Origin of the sequence: Citrobacter sp. Cb041, assembly GCF_030336655.1 — a bacterium.
In the GTDB taxonomy this organism is placed as follows: Bacteria; Pseudomonadota; Gammaproteobacteria; order Enterobacterales; family Enterobacteriaceae; genus Citrobacter; species Citrobacter braakii.
The window spans coordinates 201,831-220,560 of record NZ_JAOWDD010000034.1 but is presented as its reverse complement, the minus strand read 5'-3'; the positions used below and the strand labels follow the sequence as shown (position 1 = coordinate 220,560).

21 protein-coding genes are annotated in these 18,730 nt (G+C 52.7%); 9 read left to right on the top strand and 12 right to left on the bottom strand.

All coding sequences use genetic code 11. From position 1 onward, the window contains the following. Positions 1 to 572: 572 nt before the first annotated feature. Positions 573 to 1,607 (bottom strand): AI-2E family transporter, encoded by a 1,035-nt coding sequence (locus tag OGV52_RS08720; RefSeq protein WP_287108376.1) that lies wholly within the window; start codon positions 1,605 to 1,607, stop codon positions 573 to 575. Between the two features lie 138 nt (positions 1,608 to 1,745). On the opposite strand from OGV52_RS08720, the gene OGV52_RS23545 reads away from it, so the two are divergent. The 3 genes from OGV52_RS23545 (at position 1,746) to mdtI (ending at position 2,705) form a co-directional block, all read left to right on the top strand. Then, positions 1,746 to 1,916 (top strand): protein YdgV, encoded by a 171-nt coding sequence (locus tag OGV52_RS23545; protein WP_448839087.1) that lies wholly within the window; start codon positions 1,746 to 1,748, stop codon positions 1,914 to 1,916. A gap of 107 nt (positions 1,917 to 2,023) precedes the next feature. Beyond that, positions 2,024 to 2,389: a multidrug/spermidine efflux SMR transporter subunit MdtJ gene (gene mdtJ, locus OGV52_RS08715; RefSeq protein WP_161623250.1), complete on the top strand. Its 366-nt coding sequence runs from the start codon at positions 2,024 to 2,026 to the stop codon at positions 2,387 to 2,389. After that, on the top strand, positions 2,376 to 2,705 hold the full coding sequence (mdtI, locus tag OGV52_RS08710) for a multidrug/spermidine efflux SMR transporter subunit MdtI (protein ID WP_016153035.1): 330 nt from the start codon (positions 2,376 to 2,378) through the stop codon (positions 2,703 to 2,705). The genes mdtJ and mdtI overlap by 14 nt, the downstream gene beginning before the upstream one ends. A 34-nt stretch (positions 2,706 to 2,739) precedes the next feature. On the opposite strand, the gene OGV52_RS08705 is transcribed toward mdtI, so the two are convergent. The 6 genes from OGV52_RS08705 to msrP form a co-directional block, all read right to left on the bottom strand. After that, entirely contained in the window at positions 2,740 to 3,561 is an 822-nt protein-coding gene (locus tag OGV52_RS08705; RefSeq protein WP_016153036.1) for a trypsin-like serine peptidase, read from the bottom strand. Between the two features lie 100 nt (positions 3,562 to 3,661). Continuing rightward, positions 3,662 to 3,745, bottom strand: a complete 84-nt coding sequence (gene ydgU / locus OGV52_RS23540) for a small membrane protein YdgU (protein ID WP_479415317.1) — start codon at positions 3,743 to 3,745, stop codon at positions 3,662 to 3,664. Positions 3,746 to 3,831: 86 nt separating this feature from the next. Further along, positions 3,832 to 4,227, bottom strand: coding sequence for an acid resistance repetitive basic protein Asr (gene asr / locus OGV52_RS08700; protein ID WP_049041468.1), 396 nt, complete (start codon positions 4,225 to 4,227; stop codon positions 3,832 to 3,834). 138 nt (positions 4,228 to 4,365) lie between these two features. After that, positions 4,366 to 5,853, bottom strand: a complete 1,488-nt coding sequence (locus tag OGV52_RS08695) for a carboxypeptidase M32 (protein ID WP_016156460.1) — start codon at positions 5,851 to 5,853, stop codon at positions 4,366 to 4,368. A gap of 46 nt (positions 5,854 to 5,899) precedes the next feature. Next, positions 5,900 to 6,526, bottom strand: coding sequence for a protein-methionine-sulfoxide reductase heme-binding subunit MsrQ (gene msrQ / locus OGV52_RS08690; protein WP_216403319.1), 627 nt, complete (start codon positions 6,524 to 6,526; stop codon positions 5,900 to 5,902). Continuing rightward, complete coding sequence (gene msrP / locus OGV52_RS08685; RefSeq protein ID WP_279264948.1) at positions 6,527 to 7,531, bottom strand: protein-methionine-sulfoxide reductase catalytic subunit MsrP; 1,005 nt, start codon at positions 7,529 to 7,531, stop codon at positions 6,527 to 6,529. Positions 7,532 to 7,720: 189 nt separating this feature from the next. Between msrP and OGV52_RS08680 the strand changes: the two genes are divergently transcribed. From OGV52_RS08680 to OGV52_RS08670, 3 genes are all read left to right on the top strand, one after another. Further along, positions 7,721 to 8,443, top strand: a complete 723-nt coding sequence (locus OGV52_RS08680; protein WP_287108373.1) for a winged helix-turn-helix domain-containing protein — start codon at positions 7,721 to 7,723, stop codon at positions 8,441 to 8,443. Beyond that, positions 8,440 to 9,930 carry a sensor histidine kinase gene (locus tag OGV52_RS08675; protein WP_287108372.1) on the top strand — a complete coding sequence of 497 codons (1,491 nt, stop codon included), beginning with the start codon at positions 8,440 to 8,442 and terminating at the stop codon, positions 9,928 to 9,930. Before OGV52_RS08680 ends, OGV52_RS08675 begins: the two co-directional genes overlap by 4 nt. A gap of 152 nt (positions 9,931 to 10,082) precedes the next feature. Beyond that, on the top strand, positions 10,083 to 10,769 hold the full coding sequence (locus OGV52_RS08670) for a CPBP family intramembrane glutamic endopeptidase (protein ID WP_047417544.1): 687 nt from the start codon (positions 10,083 to 10,085) through the stop codon (positions 10,767 to 10,769). 33 nt (positions 10,770 to 10,802) lie between these two features. Here OGV52_RS08670 and ynfM read toward each other — a convergent pair whose 3' ends face one another. Further along, positions 10,803 to 12,056: a multidrug efflux MFS transporter YnfM/SxtP(Kp) gene (ynfM, locus tag OGV52_RS08665; RefSeq protein ID WP_046276321.1), complete on the bottom strand. Its 1,254-nt coding sequence runs from the start codon at positions 12,054 to 12,056 to the stop codon at positions 10,803 to 10,805. Positions 12,057 to 12,163: 107 nt separating this feature from the next. Between ynfM and ynfL the strand changes: the two genes are divergently transcribed. The 3 genes from ynfL to bioD all read left to right on the top strand — a co-directional run bounded on the left by ynfL (position 12,164) and on the right by bioD (position 15,232). Next, positions 12,164 to 13,072, top strand: a complete 909-nt coding sequence (gene ynfL, locus OGV52_RS08660; protein WP_287108371.1) for a multidrug efflux transcriptional activator YnfL/SxtR(Kp) — start codon at positions 12,164 to 12,166, stop codon at positions 13,070 to 13,072. A 118-nt stretch (positions 13,073 to 13,190) separates the two neighbouring features. Beyond that, positions 13,191 to 14,411, top strand: a complete 1,221-nt coding sequence (gene mlc, locus OGV52_RS08655; RefSeq protein ID WP_016153045.1) for a sugar metabolism global transcriptional regulator Mlc — start codon at positions 13,191 to 13,193, stop codon at positions 14,409 to 14,411. 125 nt (positions 14,412 to 14,536) lie between these two features. Beyond that, positions 14,537 to 15,232 (top strand): dethiobiotin synthase, encoded by a 696-nt coding sequence (bioD, locus tag OGV52_RS08650; protein WP_016153046.1) that lies wholly within the window; start codon positions 14,537 to 14,539, stop codon positions 15,230 to 15,232. Here bioD and clcB read toward each other — a convergent pair. From clcB to OGV52_RS08630, 4 genes are all read right to left on the bottom strand, one after another. Then, positions 15,188 to 16,477, bottom strand: coding sequence for a voltage-gated ClC-type chloride channel ClcB (gene clcB / locus OGV52_RS08645; RefSeq protein ID WP_049281797.1), 1,290 nt, complete (start codon positions 16,475 to 16,477; stop codon positions 15,188 to 15,190). The genes bioD and clcB overlap by 45 nt on opposite strands. Before the next feature lie 119 nt (positions 16,478 to 16,596). Next, positions 16,597 to 17,211 carry a Tat proofreading chaperone DmsD gene (gene dmsD, locus OGV52_RS08640; protein ID WP_016153048.1) on the bottom strand — a complete coding sequence of 205 codons (615 nt, stop codon included), beginning with the start codon at positions 17,209 to 17,211 and terminating at the stop codon, positions 16,597 to 16,599. Positions 17,212 to 17,253: 42 nt separating this feature from the next. After that, a complete protein-coding gene (locus OGV52_RS08635) occupies positions 17,254 to 18,108 on the bottom strand; it encodes a dimethyl sulfoxide reductase anchor subunit family protein (protein ID WP_287108370.1) in 855 nt (284 codons plus the stop codon). 1 nt (position 18,109) lies between these two features. Then, positions 18,110 to 18,727 (bottom strand): DMSO/selenate family reductase complex B subunit, encoded by a 618-nt coding sequence (locus OGV52_RS08630; protein ID WP_049281795.1) that lies wholly within the window; start codon positions 18,725 to 18,727, stop codon positions 18,110 to 18,112. Between the last annotated feature and the right edge of the window lie 3 nt (positions 18,728 to 18,730).

Here is an 18,730-nt window from a genome sequence, read left to right as displayed (position 1 = left end):
CGTCCCTGCAAAACGCGCCCTGAACCCGCATCCCTGCGGGTTCTCCCGGCCTTACGGAAACACGTCGGCAATTTTCAGCCAGACCAGCCCACACCTGACCCCCTGCGTTTTTTATCTGAACAGCAAAACAGATTTAACTGAAAGTCAGTGCGTTGCAGCGATGACCCCGTTCCGGCTGAAAATCGATGAGGCGTTGACGGCTGACCGGGTCTGCCCCCAGGGATGCGGGCAGAGGGGACGGCCTGCAGGGACGCAGGCCCGGCCCCGACCCGACAGGCAGACGGCATAAGACGAATGAATCGCGCAGCGACGATTTCCCCGCCGGGAGCCTGGGTTGCAAGGGAGGAGGCGGTGAGCCTCCCTTGCGCGTTCACGGGTATCTGAGCCTCATAGAATTGATACCACAGAGGTGAACGGAACCCTGAGCCAAAATCACATGTTCTCCATAATGATTAACTGACGGGCATAACCTCTGCGGAGGCCGTTTTTTTTTAATACTTCGCTATTCATGATTACCACTCATAAACCCATACGGTTTTAGCCGTCTAATCACCGTAAAACGCCGTGTATATTCATTCTTTATTGAGATCGCTCAGCAACACTGCAATGCTTTGACCACCGTTGGTTTGCTCAAGCGCGATTTTCACGATGATGGTCAGCGGCACAGAAAGCAGCATCCCGACAGGCCCCAGTAACCAGCCCCAGAAGATTAACGACAGAAACACCACCAGTGTAGACAACCCAAGTCCACGCCCCATGATCCGCGGTTCGAGGATATTCCCGAACACCAGGTTAATGACCAGATAACCTGCGAAAACCACCAGGGCGTCATAAAGGCCGCTAAATACCAGCACCTGAGCAATAGGGGGAATGGCGGCCAGCACTGAACCGATATTAGGAATATAGTTGAGCGCAAACGCCAGCAGTCCCCAGACAAAGGCGAAACGCACGTCGAGTGCGGCGAGCATGCCCCAGGCCACCAGCCCGGTCACAATGCTGATCGCCGTTTTGAGCACCAGATAGTGGGAAACGCTGTCGATGGCGCGTTGAATCGCTGCCATTCCCTCAATGGGACGACTCATCATTTGTTTGAGTTTGTTGGGTAAGTGCGGTACTTCCAGCAGCATAAAAACCACCGTTAACAGCAGTAAAAATATCGATGACATGGCATTAGACAGCTGTGCCAGTAAATTGGTCACCAGCGTCATTGCCGCGTTCGGATCGATATATTTGACGAGTTCATCCACGGAAACGCCGATCCCTGCGCGCTGTAACCACGGCTCAAGGTTTTTGAGTGGGATAACCAGTGAAGAGCGATACTGCGGCAGCGTTCGCGCAAGCTCATTTAAGGATGTACCTAAATACGCTAATAGCAACACCATTAGCATCACAATAATAACAATGAGTAATGATACCGCTATTACGCGCGGTATGCGAAGTTTGACCATCCGCTGCACCACGGGGTTAAGCACGACGGCAATAAATAACGCCAGAATAAATGGGACGATGATATCTGCGGCAACGCGGATGCCGCTCAGGATGATAACCAGCATGCCCAGCATAATGACTATTTTTAGGCCGTTAAGCGTGATGATCGGTTTCGCCATGTGTATTCCTGCATTTTTCATTTTTGAATCTGAATAATAATGTGATTTGCGTCGAGCCGTTATAACAAAAATCAAATGGGGCAGGTAAAGAAGTGAAAAGACTTTGAGTTCGCATTGAAGCTATGGTACAAATCATCTGTGTTTAACTACCGAGGACAATTATCATCCGCGATGATGAGAAGCAACACTGCGGATAATTGTAATATTATGGACAATATGTTCAGGATGTTTTTGCGTTTACCTTCACTTCTTCGTACCTCCTCCACTTTCTTGCTTACGGGTGAGCAACACTGGCGCAACGCGCTTTAGTCCCTTCTTCTGCCTGAGCTGGCGCTGTGCGCTGAGCTAACTAATTTTATTTTTTGGTTTACTGCATGCAGTAGGCCCAAAGGACTATATTCTCAAGCAGGAGAAGCATTATGTTTTACTGGATATTATTAGGTCTGGCCATCGCGGCTGAAATTACTGGTACGCTGTCAATGAAATGGGCAAGCGTCGGCCATGGTAATTCGGGCTTTATTTTAATGCTGGTAATGATTGCCTTATCGTATATTTTTCTCAGTTTTGCCGTTAAAAAAATTGCCCTTGGTGTGGCCTATGCCTTATGGGAAGGTATCGGTATTTTATTTATTACGCTGTTCAGCGTGCTGTTATTTGACGAAACCTTGTCCACGATGAAGGTGGCTGGACTGGTCTCGCTGGTGTTAGGTATTGTGCTGATTAAATCCGGTACACGAAAACCGACAAAGGCGGGCAGAGAGGTGAGCCATGCAGCAGTTTGAGTGGGTTCACGGCGCATGGCTTGGCATAGCCATTGTGCTCGAAATCGTCGCTAACGTCTTTTTGAAATTTTCAGATGGGTTTCGCCGCAAGACTTATGGCGTGCTGTCGCTGGCAGCCGTGTTAGCGGCCTTTAGCGCGCTGTCCCAGGCGGTAAAAGGTATCGACCTTTCTGTTGCCTACGCCTTGTGGGGCGGCTTTGGGATTGCTGCGACGTTAGCGGCAGGTTGGGTATTGTTTGGTCAGCGCCTGAATCATAAAGGCTGGATCGGTTTGGCGCTGCTGCTTGCCGGAATGGTAATGATTAAACTTGCCTGATCTCAGTGCTGCCCGTTACTACGGGCAGCATAGGTTATTCCTTCGCCAACTCATCCAGCTTATCGCGAAACCCGGTCACGGATATGGCGCGATTATCGGCCCGCCAGCGATCTTTCGCCGCCGGAGCGGAGCTTTGTACGCCAATCAACTGCCAGCCAGTATCTGTCTTCAACATCAATGGTGAACCGCTGTCGCCCGGGAGTGTGTCGCACTGGTGCGACAAAACGGTATTCTGCGCCCAACCGGTCACCACGCAATCCTGATGCGTGTACAAGTCATCGAGATGATCTTCCGGGTAGCCCGACTGCGTAACTTTACGATCTGCGGTTTTCAGCGCCGCGGTTAATGCCGCTTTATCACCTTCAAATAATGGCAGCGGTGTGATGCCAGAAGGTGGGTAACGCAGCACCACCAGACCAAAATCCCACGGGGCCGCGGAAGGCGGCACAATCCAGCCATCGCCATCGGCTTTTAAACGTTTTCCGAGCGAGGGATCAACCCGTCCTTCAATGCCGTGGATCTCGTAGCGCCAGACACCCTTTTTCGACACGAAGCGTAATGCCACGGCTTTATCCGGCTTGCCTTTCGGGGGGGTGAGTAAGCAGTGTCCGGCAGTCAGTGCCAGTCGTGGTGAAATGAGCGTGGCAGTACACAGGTTACCGCTGGCGGTTTCCAGTTGCCCGATAGCGTCCCAAGGAGATTGCGTTGGGTCAGTCACTTTTATGCGATCGTCATGACCAAAAAACAGCGTTTTTACGTTTTCTGCTTCAGCGCTGGCCGTTGCAGGCTGGTCCGCATGCGCCACGACAGGAAGTAAACAAATTGAACCCAGTAACACAGCAATGGTTTTATGCATATCACACTCTGGTGGGGAATTATGATTTTTAACAGCAAACCCTCAGTTAATACTATAGACGGGACGGCGGGAAAGTGGGAGTAAAATCAGATAACTACACTCAGGATAGATAAAAATGCATGGCAATGAGGGCGCAAATTATCAGGGTAATAAGAATGAGCTCAAAGCGGTAATGTGACACCATTTTACCCTCCAAAAGGCGGCGCTAAATCAGGTCGATTTAGCACCGTATGCTATGGCGTGGGGGACGCCATAGTAACTACAAATGTGTTATGCAGCTGGTTGAGCAGCGGGTTTAGCGGTGTCGTGTTTTACGGCTTTTTTGGTGTGTTTTTTTGCTGCCTGAGCTTTCTGCTCTGGTGCTTTTTGTTCTGCAGCGGGTTTGGTCGCTGCTTTTTTGGTGTGTTTTTTAGCTGCCTGTGCTTTCTGCTCTGGCGCTTTCTGTTCTACAGCCGGTTTTGTGGCGGATTTTTTAGCGTGTTTCTTAGCTGCCTGCGCTTTCTGCGGCGCTGCTTTGTGCTGTTTTTTATGATGAGTGGTTTTTGCCGGAGCTGCTTTGGTGGTTGCAGCAGCAGCCGGAGCGGTGGTAGCAGTTGTTTCAGCAGCAAATGCAGCAGAAGACAGACCCATAGCAGCGGCAACAACCAGAGCTAATACTTTTTTCATTCTCATACCCTCGATTTGGTTTTTTCATTCAACCCCACTGCGGGGCCGTTGAAATAACTATATCGCTGTAATCACAGGGCTTCCGTGAGTCATTGGTTTCGGCGTGTAACGATATGTACAATGACTCACGGTATGAGATTACAAATAGCGGGCTTCCAGATGAGCGCGGAAATAACGGCTGCTGAGCGGCTCTCCGGTGGCCTGGGTAATAAGCTGTTCAGTGGTGAAACGGCTGCCATGCTGCCAGATATTCTGACGTAACCAGTCAAACAGGGCACCAAACTCACCTTGCGCAATAGACTGCTCTAAATCAGGCAATGCGCGCTTAGCGGCACTGAATAACTGCGCCGCATACATGGCGCCTAAAGTATAAGAAGGGAAGTAGCCAAAGCCGCCATCGGTCCAGTGAATATCCTGCATACAACCGTTACGATAGTTGCCGATGGTTGACAGCCCCAGCCAGGACTGCATTTTCTCATTCCACAATGCCGGGATATCATCCACTTCAATATCGCCATTAATGAGCGCGCGTTCGATTTCATAACGCAGGATAACGTGAGCAGGATAGCTCACCTCGTCGGCATCAACACGGATAAAACCGGGTTTAACCTGCTGGTTCCAGGCGATGAAATTGCTTTCTTCAAACGCAGCCTGATCGCCAAAGTGGCGCGTCACAGCAGGAATTAACCGCGTCAGAAATGCTTTACTGCGCCCCAGTTGCATCTCAAAGAACAGACTCTGGGACTCATGAATAGCGGTTGAGCGTGCCAGGGCGATAGGTTGCCCTGACCAACTGTGCGGCAGATTTTGCTCATAGCGGGCGTGACCGGTTTCATGGATCACGCCAAACAGCGCGCTAAGTAATTCGTTTTCATCATAGCGGGTGGTGATACGCACATCTTCAGGTACGCCACCACAGAAGGGGTGCGCACTGATATCCAGTCGACCAGCCGTAAAATCGAATCCCAACTGCGCCATCGTTTCAAGGCCCAACTCTCGCTGGATTGCGGTTGGGAAAGGACCAACCGGGGCGATGAGCGACTGCTGAGACTGCTTTGCCACCACCTTGTTGAGCAGATCCGGTAACCAGCTCTTAACGTCTGCAAACAGGACATCCAATTGGGCACTGGTCATCCCTGGTTCGAAAATGTCCAGTAGCGCGTCATAAGGCGAACAGCCTGTGGCTTCGGCACGCAGCCGGGCTTCTTCACGACTGTGCTTCACGACCTCTTTCAGGTTTTCGGAAAATCCCTCCCAGTCATTGGCTGGTCGCTGGCTGCGCCAGGCATGCTCGCAGCGGCTACCCGCGAGTGATTTCGCTTCTACCAACGATTCAGGTAGTAAGGATGCCTGATGATGCAGTCGCGACATTTCGCGCAGGTTGGCCTGCTCAACATCGTTAAGGTCTTCCTGTTGGGCTGCGGCGATCCACGTTGCCACCTTCGGGTCGGTTAACAACTGGTGCTCAAGCACGCTCAGCTCGGCCAGTGCTTCGCCGCGAGCTTTGCTGCCGCCAGATGGCATCATGGTAAACATGTCCCAACTGGCGATTGCCGAGAGGTGGGAGAAGCGAGAGAGCCGCTGGAACGTGCGGGTGAGCTGATGGTAATTATCATTGTTACTCATTTTTTGTTCTCGTTCTGTTTAGGTGTGATGAGAAGTTTACCGTGATTCATTCACTTTTCATAAACACACCTTTGTACCCGACTTTGCGTAACAGCTTTTTATAGCGAAAAGCCAGTAGCACGAGAAAACAGAGGGCATAAATAATGGGGAGCGGTGATAACACTTTTACCGACCACAGATAATGCAGCGGAAGCAAAACGGCCGCCAGGTAGACGTAGTTGTGCAACGTTTGCCAGCGTTTGCCCATTTTACGCTGCGCGGCTTGCGTGGAGGTCAGCGTCAGCAGGAATAAGATTATCCAACCAGTCATGCCCAACGTTAGCCATGGGCGTGAAACCAGTTCACGTCCCAATAATCCCAGATTTTGTATACCCAACTCCAGCAGCGCATAGCTGGTCATATGCAGCGAGGCCCATGCAAAACACCATAACCCTAATAATCGACGGGTGCGATACAACAACGGCTGCTTTGCGTAGCGGGCAAGCGGTGACACCAGCAGGGTAGCAAGCAGAAACTTCAGCGCGGTGATGCCCGTAAAGTGCTGGATATCTTTACCCGGGTCGGCCCCCAACTCACCATGCTGTGCGGCCCAGAAGAGCCATAGCAGGGGTAATAAACCGGCGAGATGCAGTAGTACTTTCAGGCCGGTTATCTGTTTTGCGGTTAACCTCACTTAAAAATACTCCCGTAGATCCATGCCCTGATATAAAGAAGCCACCTCATCGGCATAACCATTAAAAGGCAACGTGGGCTGTCGCTGTACATCGAGAATGCCACCCGAACCGATAAAACGTTCCGTGGCCTGAGACCAGCGGGGGTGATCGACTTGCGGATTTACGTTGGCGTAAAAACCGTATTCGTTAGGTGCCGACATATTCCAGGTCGTCGGCGGCTGTTCACGCGTCAGCTTAATACTGACTATCGATTTAATGCCCTTGAAGCCGTACTTCCAGGGTACGGTCAGGCGTATTGGCGCTCCGTTTTGCGGCGGCAACGCTTTGCCATACACGCCCACGGTCAGAAGGGTAAGCGGGTGCATGGCCTCATCCAGACGTAAACCTTCAACATAGGGATACTTCAACCCGCCACCAATGAAGCGATCTTTCTGGCCGGGCATTTCATCAGGTGCGTAGCGTGTTTCAAAGGCGACGTATTTGGCGTGGCTGGTGGGTTCAACCAGCGCCAATAATTTATGCAAAGGAAAGCCGACCCACGGTACAACCATCGACCACGCCTCAACGCAACGCATCCGGTAAATACGCTCTTCTAATGGAAAACGAGTCGTCAGCGCATCATGATCCAACGTTAAAGGTTTGTTCACTTCACCGCTGATGGTTAACGTCCAGGGATCGGTTTTCAGGCTACCGGCATTCGCGGCAGGATCGGCTTTATCCAGACCAAATTCGTAGTAATTGTTGTAGCCCGTGACCTTGTCTTCCGGCGTCAAGGGCAGATTGTTTTGCCAGATCTCGGGTTTTGTGAACTCGAGCGGTTTGCCCGCCGGTGCAGACGGGCGATCGTTGCCTTTAAACCAATTCAGCAGACCGGCCTGTGTCGGGGAAGAGATCGAAGCCGCCGCCGCACCTATCCCAAGAGCTTTGAGGATCTGTCGTCGTTGCATAAAAAAAACGGACTCGGCGGTAACATCAGCTTCCCGAAGTGGATGTTTTTTCTGCATAACTTTTCCTTTTTATTTTCATGTTAAGGAAAACAAATCGACGTTTCCCTGTTGATGCCTGACCTATCTATAACGACATACTGGACGCATGCGTATCCCTGGATCCTCACGAAAAGTTAAAAATTTTGTGATAACTTCCGCCCCTTGCCTGAGGTAAGCTTTCAGCATGACGAGAGGGGGATGACACTGATGGCAGGCGCAAAAAAGATATTTTTGGTGGAAGATGACAGCGATATTGCCTCACTTTTGCAACTTAGCCTGAAGGATGAGGGGTACGAAATTATTCATGAGGCTGATGGGGCACGAGCGGTCGAGCTACTGGAGAAGCACGTCTGGGATGCCGTTATCCTCGATTTAATGCTGCCGGGCGCGGACGGTCTGGAAATTTGTCGTCGCATTCGGCAAATGAGTTTCTATCTACCTGTCATTATTATCAGCGCTCGCACCAGTGAAACTCACCGCGTACTGGGGCTGGAAATGGGCGCCGATGATTATTTAGCCAAACCTTTCTCGGTGCTGGAATTGATGGCCCGGGTGAAGGCGTTGTTTCGCCGTCAGGAGGCGATGAGTCAGAACCTGCGTATGGAGGCGGGGATTATCTCCGTCCATGGTGTGGAGATTGATCCATTAGCCCGGGAAGTCCGCCTGCAGGGTAAATCCCTCGATTTAACGCCGCGTGAATTCGATCTGCTCTATTTTTTCGCCCGCCATCCCGGCGAGGTCTTTTCGCGTCAGGCGTTGTTAGACCAGGTGTGGGGCTACCAGCACGAAGGATATGAGCATACGGTGAACAGTCATATCAATCGCCTGCGCACCAAAATTGAAAAAGATGCTGCGGAGCCGGAAATTATTCTTACCGTGTGGGGACGAGGCTATAAGCTTGCTGCGGTTAACGCGGAGCATCAACCATGATTTATCGATTGTCGCTGAGCCAGCGTCTGACCCTGGTCTTTACCGCTATTATGTTGATTTGCGCGGTTGCTGTCAGCGTTGTCCAGATCCGCAGCAGTAAACAGTATGGCGACGCCATGGTGCAAAGGCTCTCGCTGGAATTGGCAAGCAAGATTGTCAAAAGTGAGCCGCTTATTGATGCCAGCGGGCAAGTAAATCGGCAGACTTTAAAAGGACTGTTTAATCACCTGATGACGCTAAACCCAAGCGTGGAGCTGTATCTGGTTTCACCGTCAGGCGAGATACTTGCTGATGCCGCTCCGCCTGGGCATATTCAGCGCCAGAACATTAGCGTACAGCCGATCCAGGTTTTCCTTAATTCGGACGAGCTGCCCGTCTATGGCAATGATCCGCGCAGCAGCCAGCAAAAGGTATTCAGCGCTGCGCCAGTTTTATTTAACGGCAAGCTGCATGGCTATTTGTACATTATTCTCCAGGGCGAAGATCTCAATATACTGGCGAATACCGCCTGGCAAAAAACGCTTTGGAACACCGTGACCGGGACGTTAATACTGGTTTTATTAGCCGGTGCAATCGCGGGGTACCTGGTGTGGAGATGGGTGACGAATCCGGTGAAAAGGCTGACCGGTCAGGTGGTTAATCTGGAGCTGGACAGCATTAGCGTCATCAAACAGCTGGCGCAGAAAAAGCCTGATTTGGCCCCGGCGAATGAAATTGCGTTGCTGAACAATGCATTTATCGAGTTAGCACAGAAAATTGCCCACCAATGGGATTTATTAGCTGACAGCGATCGTCAGCGCAGAGAGTTTATCGCCAATATTTCGCACGATTTACGTACGCCGCTCACTTCACTGCTGGGGTATCTGGAAATGCTGTCGCTGAAAGCCGATACGATGACGCCGGAGGAAAACCGGCATTATCTAAGCATTGCACTGCGCCAGGGGCATAAGGTTCGCCATCTGTCACAACAGCTTTTTGAGCTGGCGAGACTTGAGCATGGCGGCATAAAACCACAGCGTGAACGTTTTGCTATTGGCGAGCTGATCCAGGATGTGGCACAGAAATTTGATCTACCCGTTGCCACGCGTCATTTGCAGTTGCACCTTGACGTAATTGGTCCGTTACCGCTGGTGAATGCCGATTTATCGATGATGGAAAGAATCGTCACGAATTTGCTGGATAACGCTATCCGTCATACGCCTGACGGGGGCGAAGTGTGGCTAAAAGTCTGGCGTGATGAAGACCGCTTGTTAGCAGAAGTGCAGGACAGCGGGCCTGGCGTCGAAGAGGCTGTTCGCGAAGTATTATTTCAGCGCCCGACGGCGTTACTACCCCGTGAGCAGCGGGCTGAGCGTGGTGGTCTGGGCTTACTGATCGTGCGCAGAATGCTCGAACTGCATGGGGGAGATATCCGCCTGATTAATTCAACGGCAGGGGCCTGTTTCCGTTTTTCGTTGCCGCTGGCGGATTCTCCACTGAGTAGCTGATGAGAATGTTCCGCTGAAAAGAGTCTGTAACGCTATACACGTTGTAAACCGTGGGCATTGCGTAAAAGTTGGTAGGTTGTCAGTGATAATGAGAATTTTTATCATATATTGATAATTCATCAAGTTATCTTTGATAAGCGCAAGGAGATCGTATGTCACAGGATGCCGACAACCTGTATATCGTCAGGACCAAAGCGGTTGCTGGCTGTTTTACCATGTTTTTGCTGATGTTTGGCCTCACGTTTATTCCGTTGTTTTTCCCCGCCAGCCAGGTTCTGCTTGCCAAAGGGCTACTTTTTCCGCTGCTGTTTGCGCTGGAATTTGTTGTGCTGGTCCCGCTGTATTACTTCTTCTTCAGAAAAAGAGAGGGGCTGGGAAAGGGAATTTTCAACGCCAGGTGGTTTGCCATTTTGTTCGTGGCGCTGCTGTTTATTCAGCTTATCCTGCCATGGTTTCTGGGCCTCAGACAAACCGAAGCGTGGGTGACCAGCCAGATATCCCTAAACAGCTACGCGCTGTGGTTATCTACTCTGACCCTGATATTTATTGCGCCAGTGTATGAAGAGATTGTTTTCAGGGGCTGTTTATTCAACGCATTCCAGTATTGGTTCAATAATAAAACCTGGCTGTCGTCGGTGGTGGTATCGGTCATTTTTGCCATCATGCATACGCAGTATGTGGATCTGCGCACGTTGCTGATGCTGTTTCTTGTGTCGCAGGTTTTGATCATCGCCAGACTGAAAAGCAACGGCCTGCTGATGCCGGTTATGCTGCATATAGCGATGAACGGGACGGTTATTGCCCTGCAAATGGGGGCTCAGACGTTACAGCCTGGTTGATGAAGGCGATGCCCGGAACCCGGGCATCGTGGATTATACGTGCAGACGATGGTGCAGACGTGCACCGACCAGCAACGCCAGCACCAGCATCAGGGCGATAAATCCGCCCACGCCGTTCCAGCCGTAGCTGTGCCAGAATACGCCACCCAGCGTACCGGCAATACTGGAACCCAGATAATAGCTGAACAGATACAGGGAAGATGCCTGGCCTTTAGCGCGTTTTGCCCGTGGTCCAATCCAACTGCTTGCCACGGAGTGCGCGGCAAAGAACCCGGCTGAAAAGAGCAGCATCCCGGCGAAGATCAGCCACAGTGATGTGAACAGGGTCATCAACAGTCCAACCAGCATCACGCCGGTTGAAAAGAGCATTACCGGACCACGTCCATAGCGGGTGGTCATCGACCCCGCTTTCGGTGAGCTCCAGGTCCCGGTCAGATAGGCCACGGACAACAGACCGACAACCGCCTGGCTGAGTTCCCACGGCGAGAGCATCAGACGGTAGCCGATGTAATTAAACAGCGTGACAAACGACCCCATCAGTAAAAAACCTTCCGCAAACAGCAGCGGCAACCCTTTGTCGCGCCAGTGCAAACGAAAGTTGATAAACAGCGTTTTCGGTCGCAGCGACGTTGGTCTGAAATGACGAGATTCCGGCAAGATTTTCCAGAACATCAGCGCGGAGGCGAGGGCAAAACAACCGATCGCCGCCAGCGCGATACGCCAGTTAAAAAAGTCGGTAAACACGCCGCTTATTAAACGGCCACTCATACCACCAATCGAGTTACCGCTGATATATAAGCCCATTGAGAAGGCGACGAAGCTGGGATGTATTTCCTCGCTCAGATAGGTCATTCCCACTGCCGCCACGCCGCTGAGCGAAAGACCTATCAGCGCACGCATGATTAAAATACCGTGCCAGCTGGTCATCATCGTCGAAAGCAACGTACAACAGGACGCGAGCAGCAGGGCGGTAACCATCACCGGCTTGCGGCCTATCGCATCGGAAAGTGGACCGGTAAACAGTAAACCGATCGCGAGCATCGCCGTTGAGATGGAAAGCGAAATACTGCTGCTGGCGGGAGAGACCCCAAACTCGTGCGAGAGCACTGGCAGTATGGGTTGCACGCAATAGAGGAGAGCAAATGTCGCCAGTCCGGCAGAAAACAGCGCCAGCGTGACGCGCATAAATGGGGATGTTCCGCGTTTGATAAAACTATCCGGCGGGGTAACTCTCTGTTCATCAACATCGCTTGTCGGCGCGGTATCGACAGTGGTTGTACGGCTCACTTGTAATCCTTGCTCAATCAATTACCTCTACATGACTAGCATTAAGAGTATGAAAATTGCATTATTCTGTCTAATATATTAATAATCTCAAATGATATCTTAAAAATATGAATATCGAGCTGCGTCATTTACGCTACTTTGTAGCGGTTGCCGAAGAATTGCATTTTGGCCGGGCGGCGGCACGGCTGAATATTTCGCAACCGCCGCTGAGCCAGCAAATCCAGATCCTCGAGCAGCAGGTCGGCGCCCGACTTCTGGTGCGCACTAACCGCAGCGTGGCGCTGACCGCTGCCGGAAAGCAATTTCTGGCAGACAGTCGGCAGATCCTGGGGCTGGTTAATGAGGCCGCTGCCAGGGCTGAGCGTCTGCATCTGGGAGAAGCGGGGGAATTGCGTATCGGCTTTACGTCATCGGCACCGTTTATCAAAGCGGTTTCAGATACGTTATCCCTCTTTCGCCAGAGCTACCCCGCTGTACATATGCAAACCCGTGAAATGAACACGCGCGAGCAAATTGCTCCGCTCAATGAAGGAACGCTGGATTTGGGACTTCTGCGCAACACGCAGCTTCCGGAAACGCTGGAGCGTGAAATCATTCTGCATGAGCCGCTGATGGCGATGATCCCGCGCACGCATCCATTGGCGCAAAAGCCGGTGGTCACATTGGCGGAGTTGGCTAATGAGCCATTTGTCTTTTTTGATCCGCATGTGGGGACGGGGTTGTATGACGATATTCTTGGCCTCATGCATCGCTATGGACTGAAGCCGACTATCACTCAGGAGGTTGGTGAGGCGATGACTATCATCGGGCTGGTGGCCGCAGGGTTAGGCGTTTCCATTCTTCCCGCTTCCTTTAAACGGGTGCAATTGTATGAAATGTGTTGGATCCCGATAGCGGAAGAAGATGCCGTTTCGGAAATGTGGCTAGTGTGGCCAAAACATCATGAGCAAAGTCACGCCGCGCAACGCTTTCGCGAGCAACTGCTGGCGGCCGTTCAGGCGATTAATTTAGTTTAAAAATGGGCGAAAATGTGCAGTAAATCACAAGGCTAAGTAAAAAGTTGACGGAAGCCATTGAAGTGCTTCACCATAGCCCGCAGATTATTTCGGAGCGCGAAAATAAAGGGAGTAAGTGGTGGTTGCTGATAGTCAGCCTGGGCATATCGATCAAATTAAGCAGACCAATGCGGGCGCGGTTTATCGCCTGATTGATCAGCTGGGTCCGGTATCGCGTATTGATCTCTCTCGCCTGGCACAATTGGCGCCTGCCAGTATTACTAAAATTGTCCGCGAAATGCTCGAAGCGCACCTGGTGCAAGAGTTGGAAATCAAGGAAGCGGGCAGCCGAGGACGTCCGGCCGTTGGGCTGGTTGTGGAAACGGAAGCCTGGCACTATCTATCCATTCGTATCAGTCGCGGCGAGATCTTTCTGGCGCTGCGCGATCTGAGCAGCAAACTGGTGGTTGAAGATTGTCTTGAAATGGCGCTGGTCAGTGAAACACCATTGCTGGAACGCGTTATTACCCAGGTCGATCAGTTTTTCATCCGCCACCAGCAAAAGCTGGAGCGCTTAACCTCCATCGCCATTACCTTACCCGGCATTATTGATACTGAAAACGGTATCGTTCATCGCATGCCATTCTACGACGATGTCAAAGAGATGCCGCTGGGTGAAGCGCTTGAAAATCATACCGGCGTGCCGGTCTATATTCAGCATGATATCAGCGCCTGGACTATGGCCGAGGCGCTTTTTGGCGCATCGCGCGGCGCGCGCGACGTCATTCAGGTGGTGATCGATCATAACGTGGGGGCCGGAGTAATCACCGACGGTCATCTACTGCATGCCGGCAGCAGTAGCCTGGTGGAAATTGGTCATACGCAGGTGGACCCCTACGGCAAACGCTGCTATTGCGGCAACCATGGTTGCCTGGAAACGATCGCCAGCGTCGACAGCGTGCTCGAACTGGCACAGGTACGCTTGAAGCAGTCAATGAGTTCTTCTCTACACGGGCAACCGTTAACGGTAGACGCGCTGTGTCTGGCGGCGATGCAGGGGGATTTATTGGCGAAAGATATTATTAGCGGCGTCGGGACCCATGTCGGACGCATTCTGGCCATCATGGTGAATTTGTTCAACCCGCAAAAGATATTGATTGGTTCTCCGCTCAGTAAAGCGGCGGATATTTTGTTTCCCACTATTGCTGACAGCATTCGTCAGCAAGCGCTCCCGGCCTACAGTCAGCATATTGTCGTCGAAAGTACGCAGTTCACCAATCAAGGGACGATGGCAGGGGCGGCGCTCGTGAAGGACGCGATGTATAACGGTTCTTTGTTGATTCGTCTATTACAGGGTTAACATTTTTTAACTGTTGTACGAAAAATTGCGCTATCTCAAGCCGATTCTCGTCGTCATACCTTAGACTTTCTCCACTGTATTATTTTCCTGACTTATATTTTCAAAGCATAACGGTGGAGTTAGTGATGCTGAAGCGTTTCTTTATTACAGGTACAGACACTTCTGTTGGGAAGACCGTGGTTTCCCGCGCATTACTACAAGCGTTAGCGTCAGGGGGTAAAAGCGTTGCGGGCTACAAACCCGTGGCCAAAGGAAGCAAAGAGACACCTGAAGGTCTGCGCAACAAAGATGCGCTGGTGCTGCAAAGCGTGTCTACTATCGAACTGCCCTACGAGGCGGTCAACCCGATTGCGTTGAGTGAGGATGAAAGCAGCGTAGCGCATAGTGGTCCGGTCAATTACACCCTGTTATCCAACGGCCTCGCAAGCCTCAGCGAAAAAGTGGATCACGTTGTCGTGGAAGGCACCGGAGGCTGGCGGAGCCTGATGAACGATCTGCGTCCGTTATCTGAATGGGTGGTGCAGGAACAACTGCCGGTGCTAATGGTAGTGGGTATCCAGGAAGGCTGTATTAATCATGCCATCCTCACCGCGCAGGCGATTGCCAGCGACGGACTGCCTTTGATTGGCTGGGTCGCGAACCGAATCAACCCGGGGCTGGCACATTATGCGGAAATCATTGATGTGCTGGGCAAAAAATTACCCGCACCGCTGATCGGTGAACTGCCTTATCTGCCTCGCGCAGAGCAACGCGAGCTGTCTCAGTACATCCGTCTGTCAATGCTCGGCAGCGTGTTGTCGGTAGATAGAGTCCTGGCGTAACGTTCGCGACAGTACAGACGCCACCACACAGGCAATCAGCAATCCGGGGAGCAGACGATACTCCCCGGTCATTTCACAAACCATCAGTGTCGACATTATTGGCGCATGCGTGGTAGCTGCCAGCAGCGTGGCCATCCCCGTTAATCCCAGCAGAATGGCAATCTCATCCGGACCCGGAAGCCATAATCCCCACACTCGTCCCAGCAGCATACCCACCGAAAGACCGACAAACAGCGTTGGCGTAAACACACCGCCAGGCGCACCGGAACCACTGCTGGCAAGCACCGCCAGTAATTTGCAGATGAAGATCCCGCTCACCACGGCCAGCAGCGGTGGGGAGAGTAAATATGACTGCACCACGCTGTAGCCGTTACCCCAGACCGCAGGCGTGAGCAATGACAGCAGGCCAACGATCAGCCCGCCGAGCGCCAGTTGCCACGGGGGCGAGAGTTTTAAGCGCAAAAACCCATTATGGCTGGCGGTCATCAACCACATGAATAGCGGTCCGCAAACGCCGGCAGCCAGACCGGTGCTGATGATCATGACGTATTCCAGCGCATGCAGTTCCCGTGTGAAGTGCACGGCATACAGCAGCGCATTGCTGGCGCTCAGCATATTGGTGGTGAGCAAGGCGACGACGGCGGATACCACCACCGGTCCCAGTGACGCGAGGATCAGCGTGCCAAACAACACTTCAGCAATAAATAGACTGCCCGCCAGTGGGGCATGATACGCTCCGGCCATACCCGCAGCGGCTCCGCAGGCAATCCATAACTTCCATTCTGTGCGCGGGGTGAAGCGTTGAGCAAAGCTGGAGGCTGCCAGCGCTGCCAGTAAAATCATGGCACCTTCGCGCCCGATGGCACTCCCGCTGGAGACGACCAGTAACGAGGCCAGCGATTTCACCAGGCTTGCACTGACGTCAAATTGTCCGTTAGTTTGCAAGGCTTCCATGTAATCAGTGGGAGCCTGCGGGCGTAACCGGTTGAACGTTTGCCATCCCCAAAGCAGCAAACCCGCCGCCAGCCCTCCTAACGCAGGTGTCAGCATGCGTCTTACAGGGGAAAGGTTTGTTGCCGCGTTGACCAGACTCCCTGTGTCATTGCTCAGGAACAACCATTCAAGAAGGAGCATGGCGTGGCGAAATCCTGCGACGGCCAACGCAGCAAGGATACCAATCAGCGCAGCAATCAGCAGGCGGCGGAACATGGCGCGCAGGTCAGGATAAGCATGTAAATGATGCATGAGTGGCCAGACAGGAAATTTCAGACGCTTTATTTTGCGGCTATTTGGCAACAGAAGCAAAAGCTCGGCGTGCGCAACAGGATGCTACACAGGCAGGACACATCCTGCCTGTGGTGAAACTAACGAAAAAGTGGCTTATCGGCTATCGGGATCAGTAACTGCGACTGCCATTGCGCCAGCGTCAGACGGGCCAACTCCCCCAGCGCCTGGTAAAACGGGTGGTCAGCTTTTTCGATAAACACATCAAGGAAGCGGGATGACCACGGGAACAGATGCCAGGCCAGCAGCTGTTCGCACTCGGTGTGGCGTTCATTTTCAGCAAGCCAGGCCGTCAGCAACAGCAGTGAACCAAAGTGATCTTCTGGCTCATTTTGCTGCATGGCAAACTGGATGCCGTTGTCCCGCATCCACTGACGGAGTGCCAGCGTAGAGTCGCCAAACAACACGTTTTCACGATCCAGCCAGACAGATCCCCAGGGCGGAGAGGGTAGCGCATATGGACCGACAAACAGGCGTTGCCAGGCCTGCGGGAGAGGCTCATCGACCTCGGCTTGTAGCCGTGCAGCCAGCGGAAAAAGCATTGCCTGATCGAGCGGCCACTGCGCCTGCCAGCCATCGGCTCTTAACGCGCTGACTAATGCAGAGGCTTCCGCGCTATCTGGCGCATAGTAAAACAGTGCGCCGAGAACGCGCGCCGCGGTAGAAAAGTTGTCACCTTGCGAAAAATGGGTCATGCAAACAATCCTGTACAGTGCGGGTTGCCCCGCACCCGAAAGTTAACCTGCAACAGCCATTCCGACTGTCATATGTAAACCGTAAAACAATCCGCGGCCAATGATTTCACCGGCGAGGACTAACACTAAGCCCAGCGCCAGGCCGCCGACGGACGGTGCTTTACGACGTATCAGCGGGCATATCCAGCAGCCCAGACCGGCGGCCAGCAGAATGATGCGCCAGACCTGCAAGCTTCCGTAGTCGGGAACCAGCGCGCTGGCGGATTGCACCGAACTGTGGATCCCGCCGAGCGACAGTCCCTGCAGAACAATAACCGCCACGATCACCAGTAGGGCCAAAACGCTTATGTAGGCGAATCTGGCGGTGCCAGAGGAAACACCCGCAGCACGCAGCAGCAGGGCGGCAAACAGCGGTCCGCTCAGCAACATCGTCATAAAAAATGCCACCGTAGTGTAGCCGTTATACCAGGTCGGGACAGTGTCTATCTGGTAGACGCTGGTCATCGCCAGCACAAATACCAGACCCAGCATCATGCCCACCAGCAGCCAGATTTTACCTAACGCTGCGGGCATTTTACCGAGAAACGCCACCAGCCACCACAGGCCACCGACGGCGAAAAACAGTGAACCACTGGCGATTTCGTTACTCAGCGCAGATGCGCCAACTCTGTTCAGCGAGTTAAAGGCACGCAGTGGCGAACCCAGGTGCATTACCGAGGCGAGAAAGGCGATGCCCATCACCAGCCACAGAAAAAACATGCTGCGCACGATACGTTGTTTTGCCACCTCGTCTTTAGCGGTCAGCCAGCCATAGCCACTCACTATCAGCGCCCCGGCCACGCACTGGCCCAGCACCGTAAACAGGACCAGCGGCCATTCATGCCATCCATTGCCCATGTTACACCTCCTGCGGATTCGCCAGATAACCCGTGATATCCCCGGTCGGGCGGCTATTGGCGTTGGGTTTGATCACAATGCTCGGTTTGGTGAAGTGCGCACCTGGCAGCGGAGCGACCGCCGCCAGTTCACCGTGCTTTTTGCGCAGCTCATCAATTGGACCAAAGTCCAGCGCGCGCAGCGGACAGGACTCGACGCAGATGGGCTTTTTGCCGTCGGCCACGCGGTCATGACAGCCATCGCACTTGGTCATATGACCTTTGGCGGCATTGTACTGCGGTGCGCCGTACGGGCAGGCCATGTGGCAGTAGCGACAGCCTATGCATATGTCTTCATCCACCACCACAAAACCATCTTCACGCTTATGCATAGCGCCGCTGGGGCAAACCTTGGTGCAGGCCGGATCTTCGCAGTGATTACAGGCAATGGAGAGGTAGTAGGCGAAGACATTCTGTTGCCAGACGCCGTTATCTTCCAGCCAGTCGCCTCCAGCGTATTCGTAAATACGCCGGAAACTGACGTCGGGAGTGAGATCCTTGTAATCTTTGCAGGCCAGCTCGCAGGTTTTACACCCCGTGCAACGGCTGGAATCAATAAAAAATCCATACTGAGTTGTCATGGG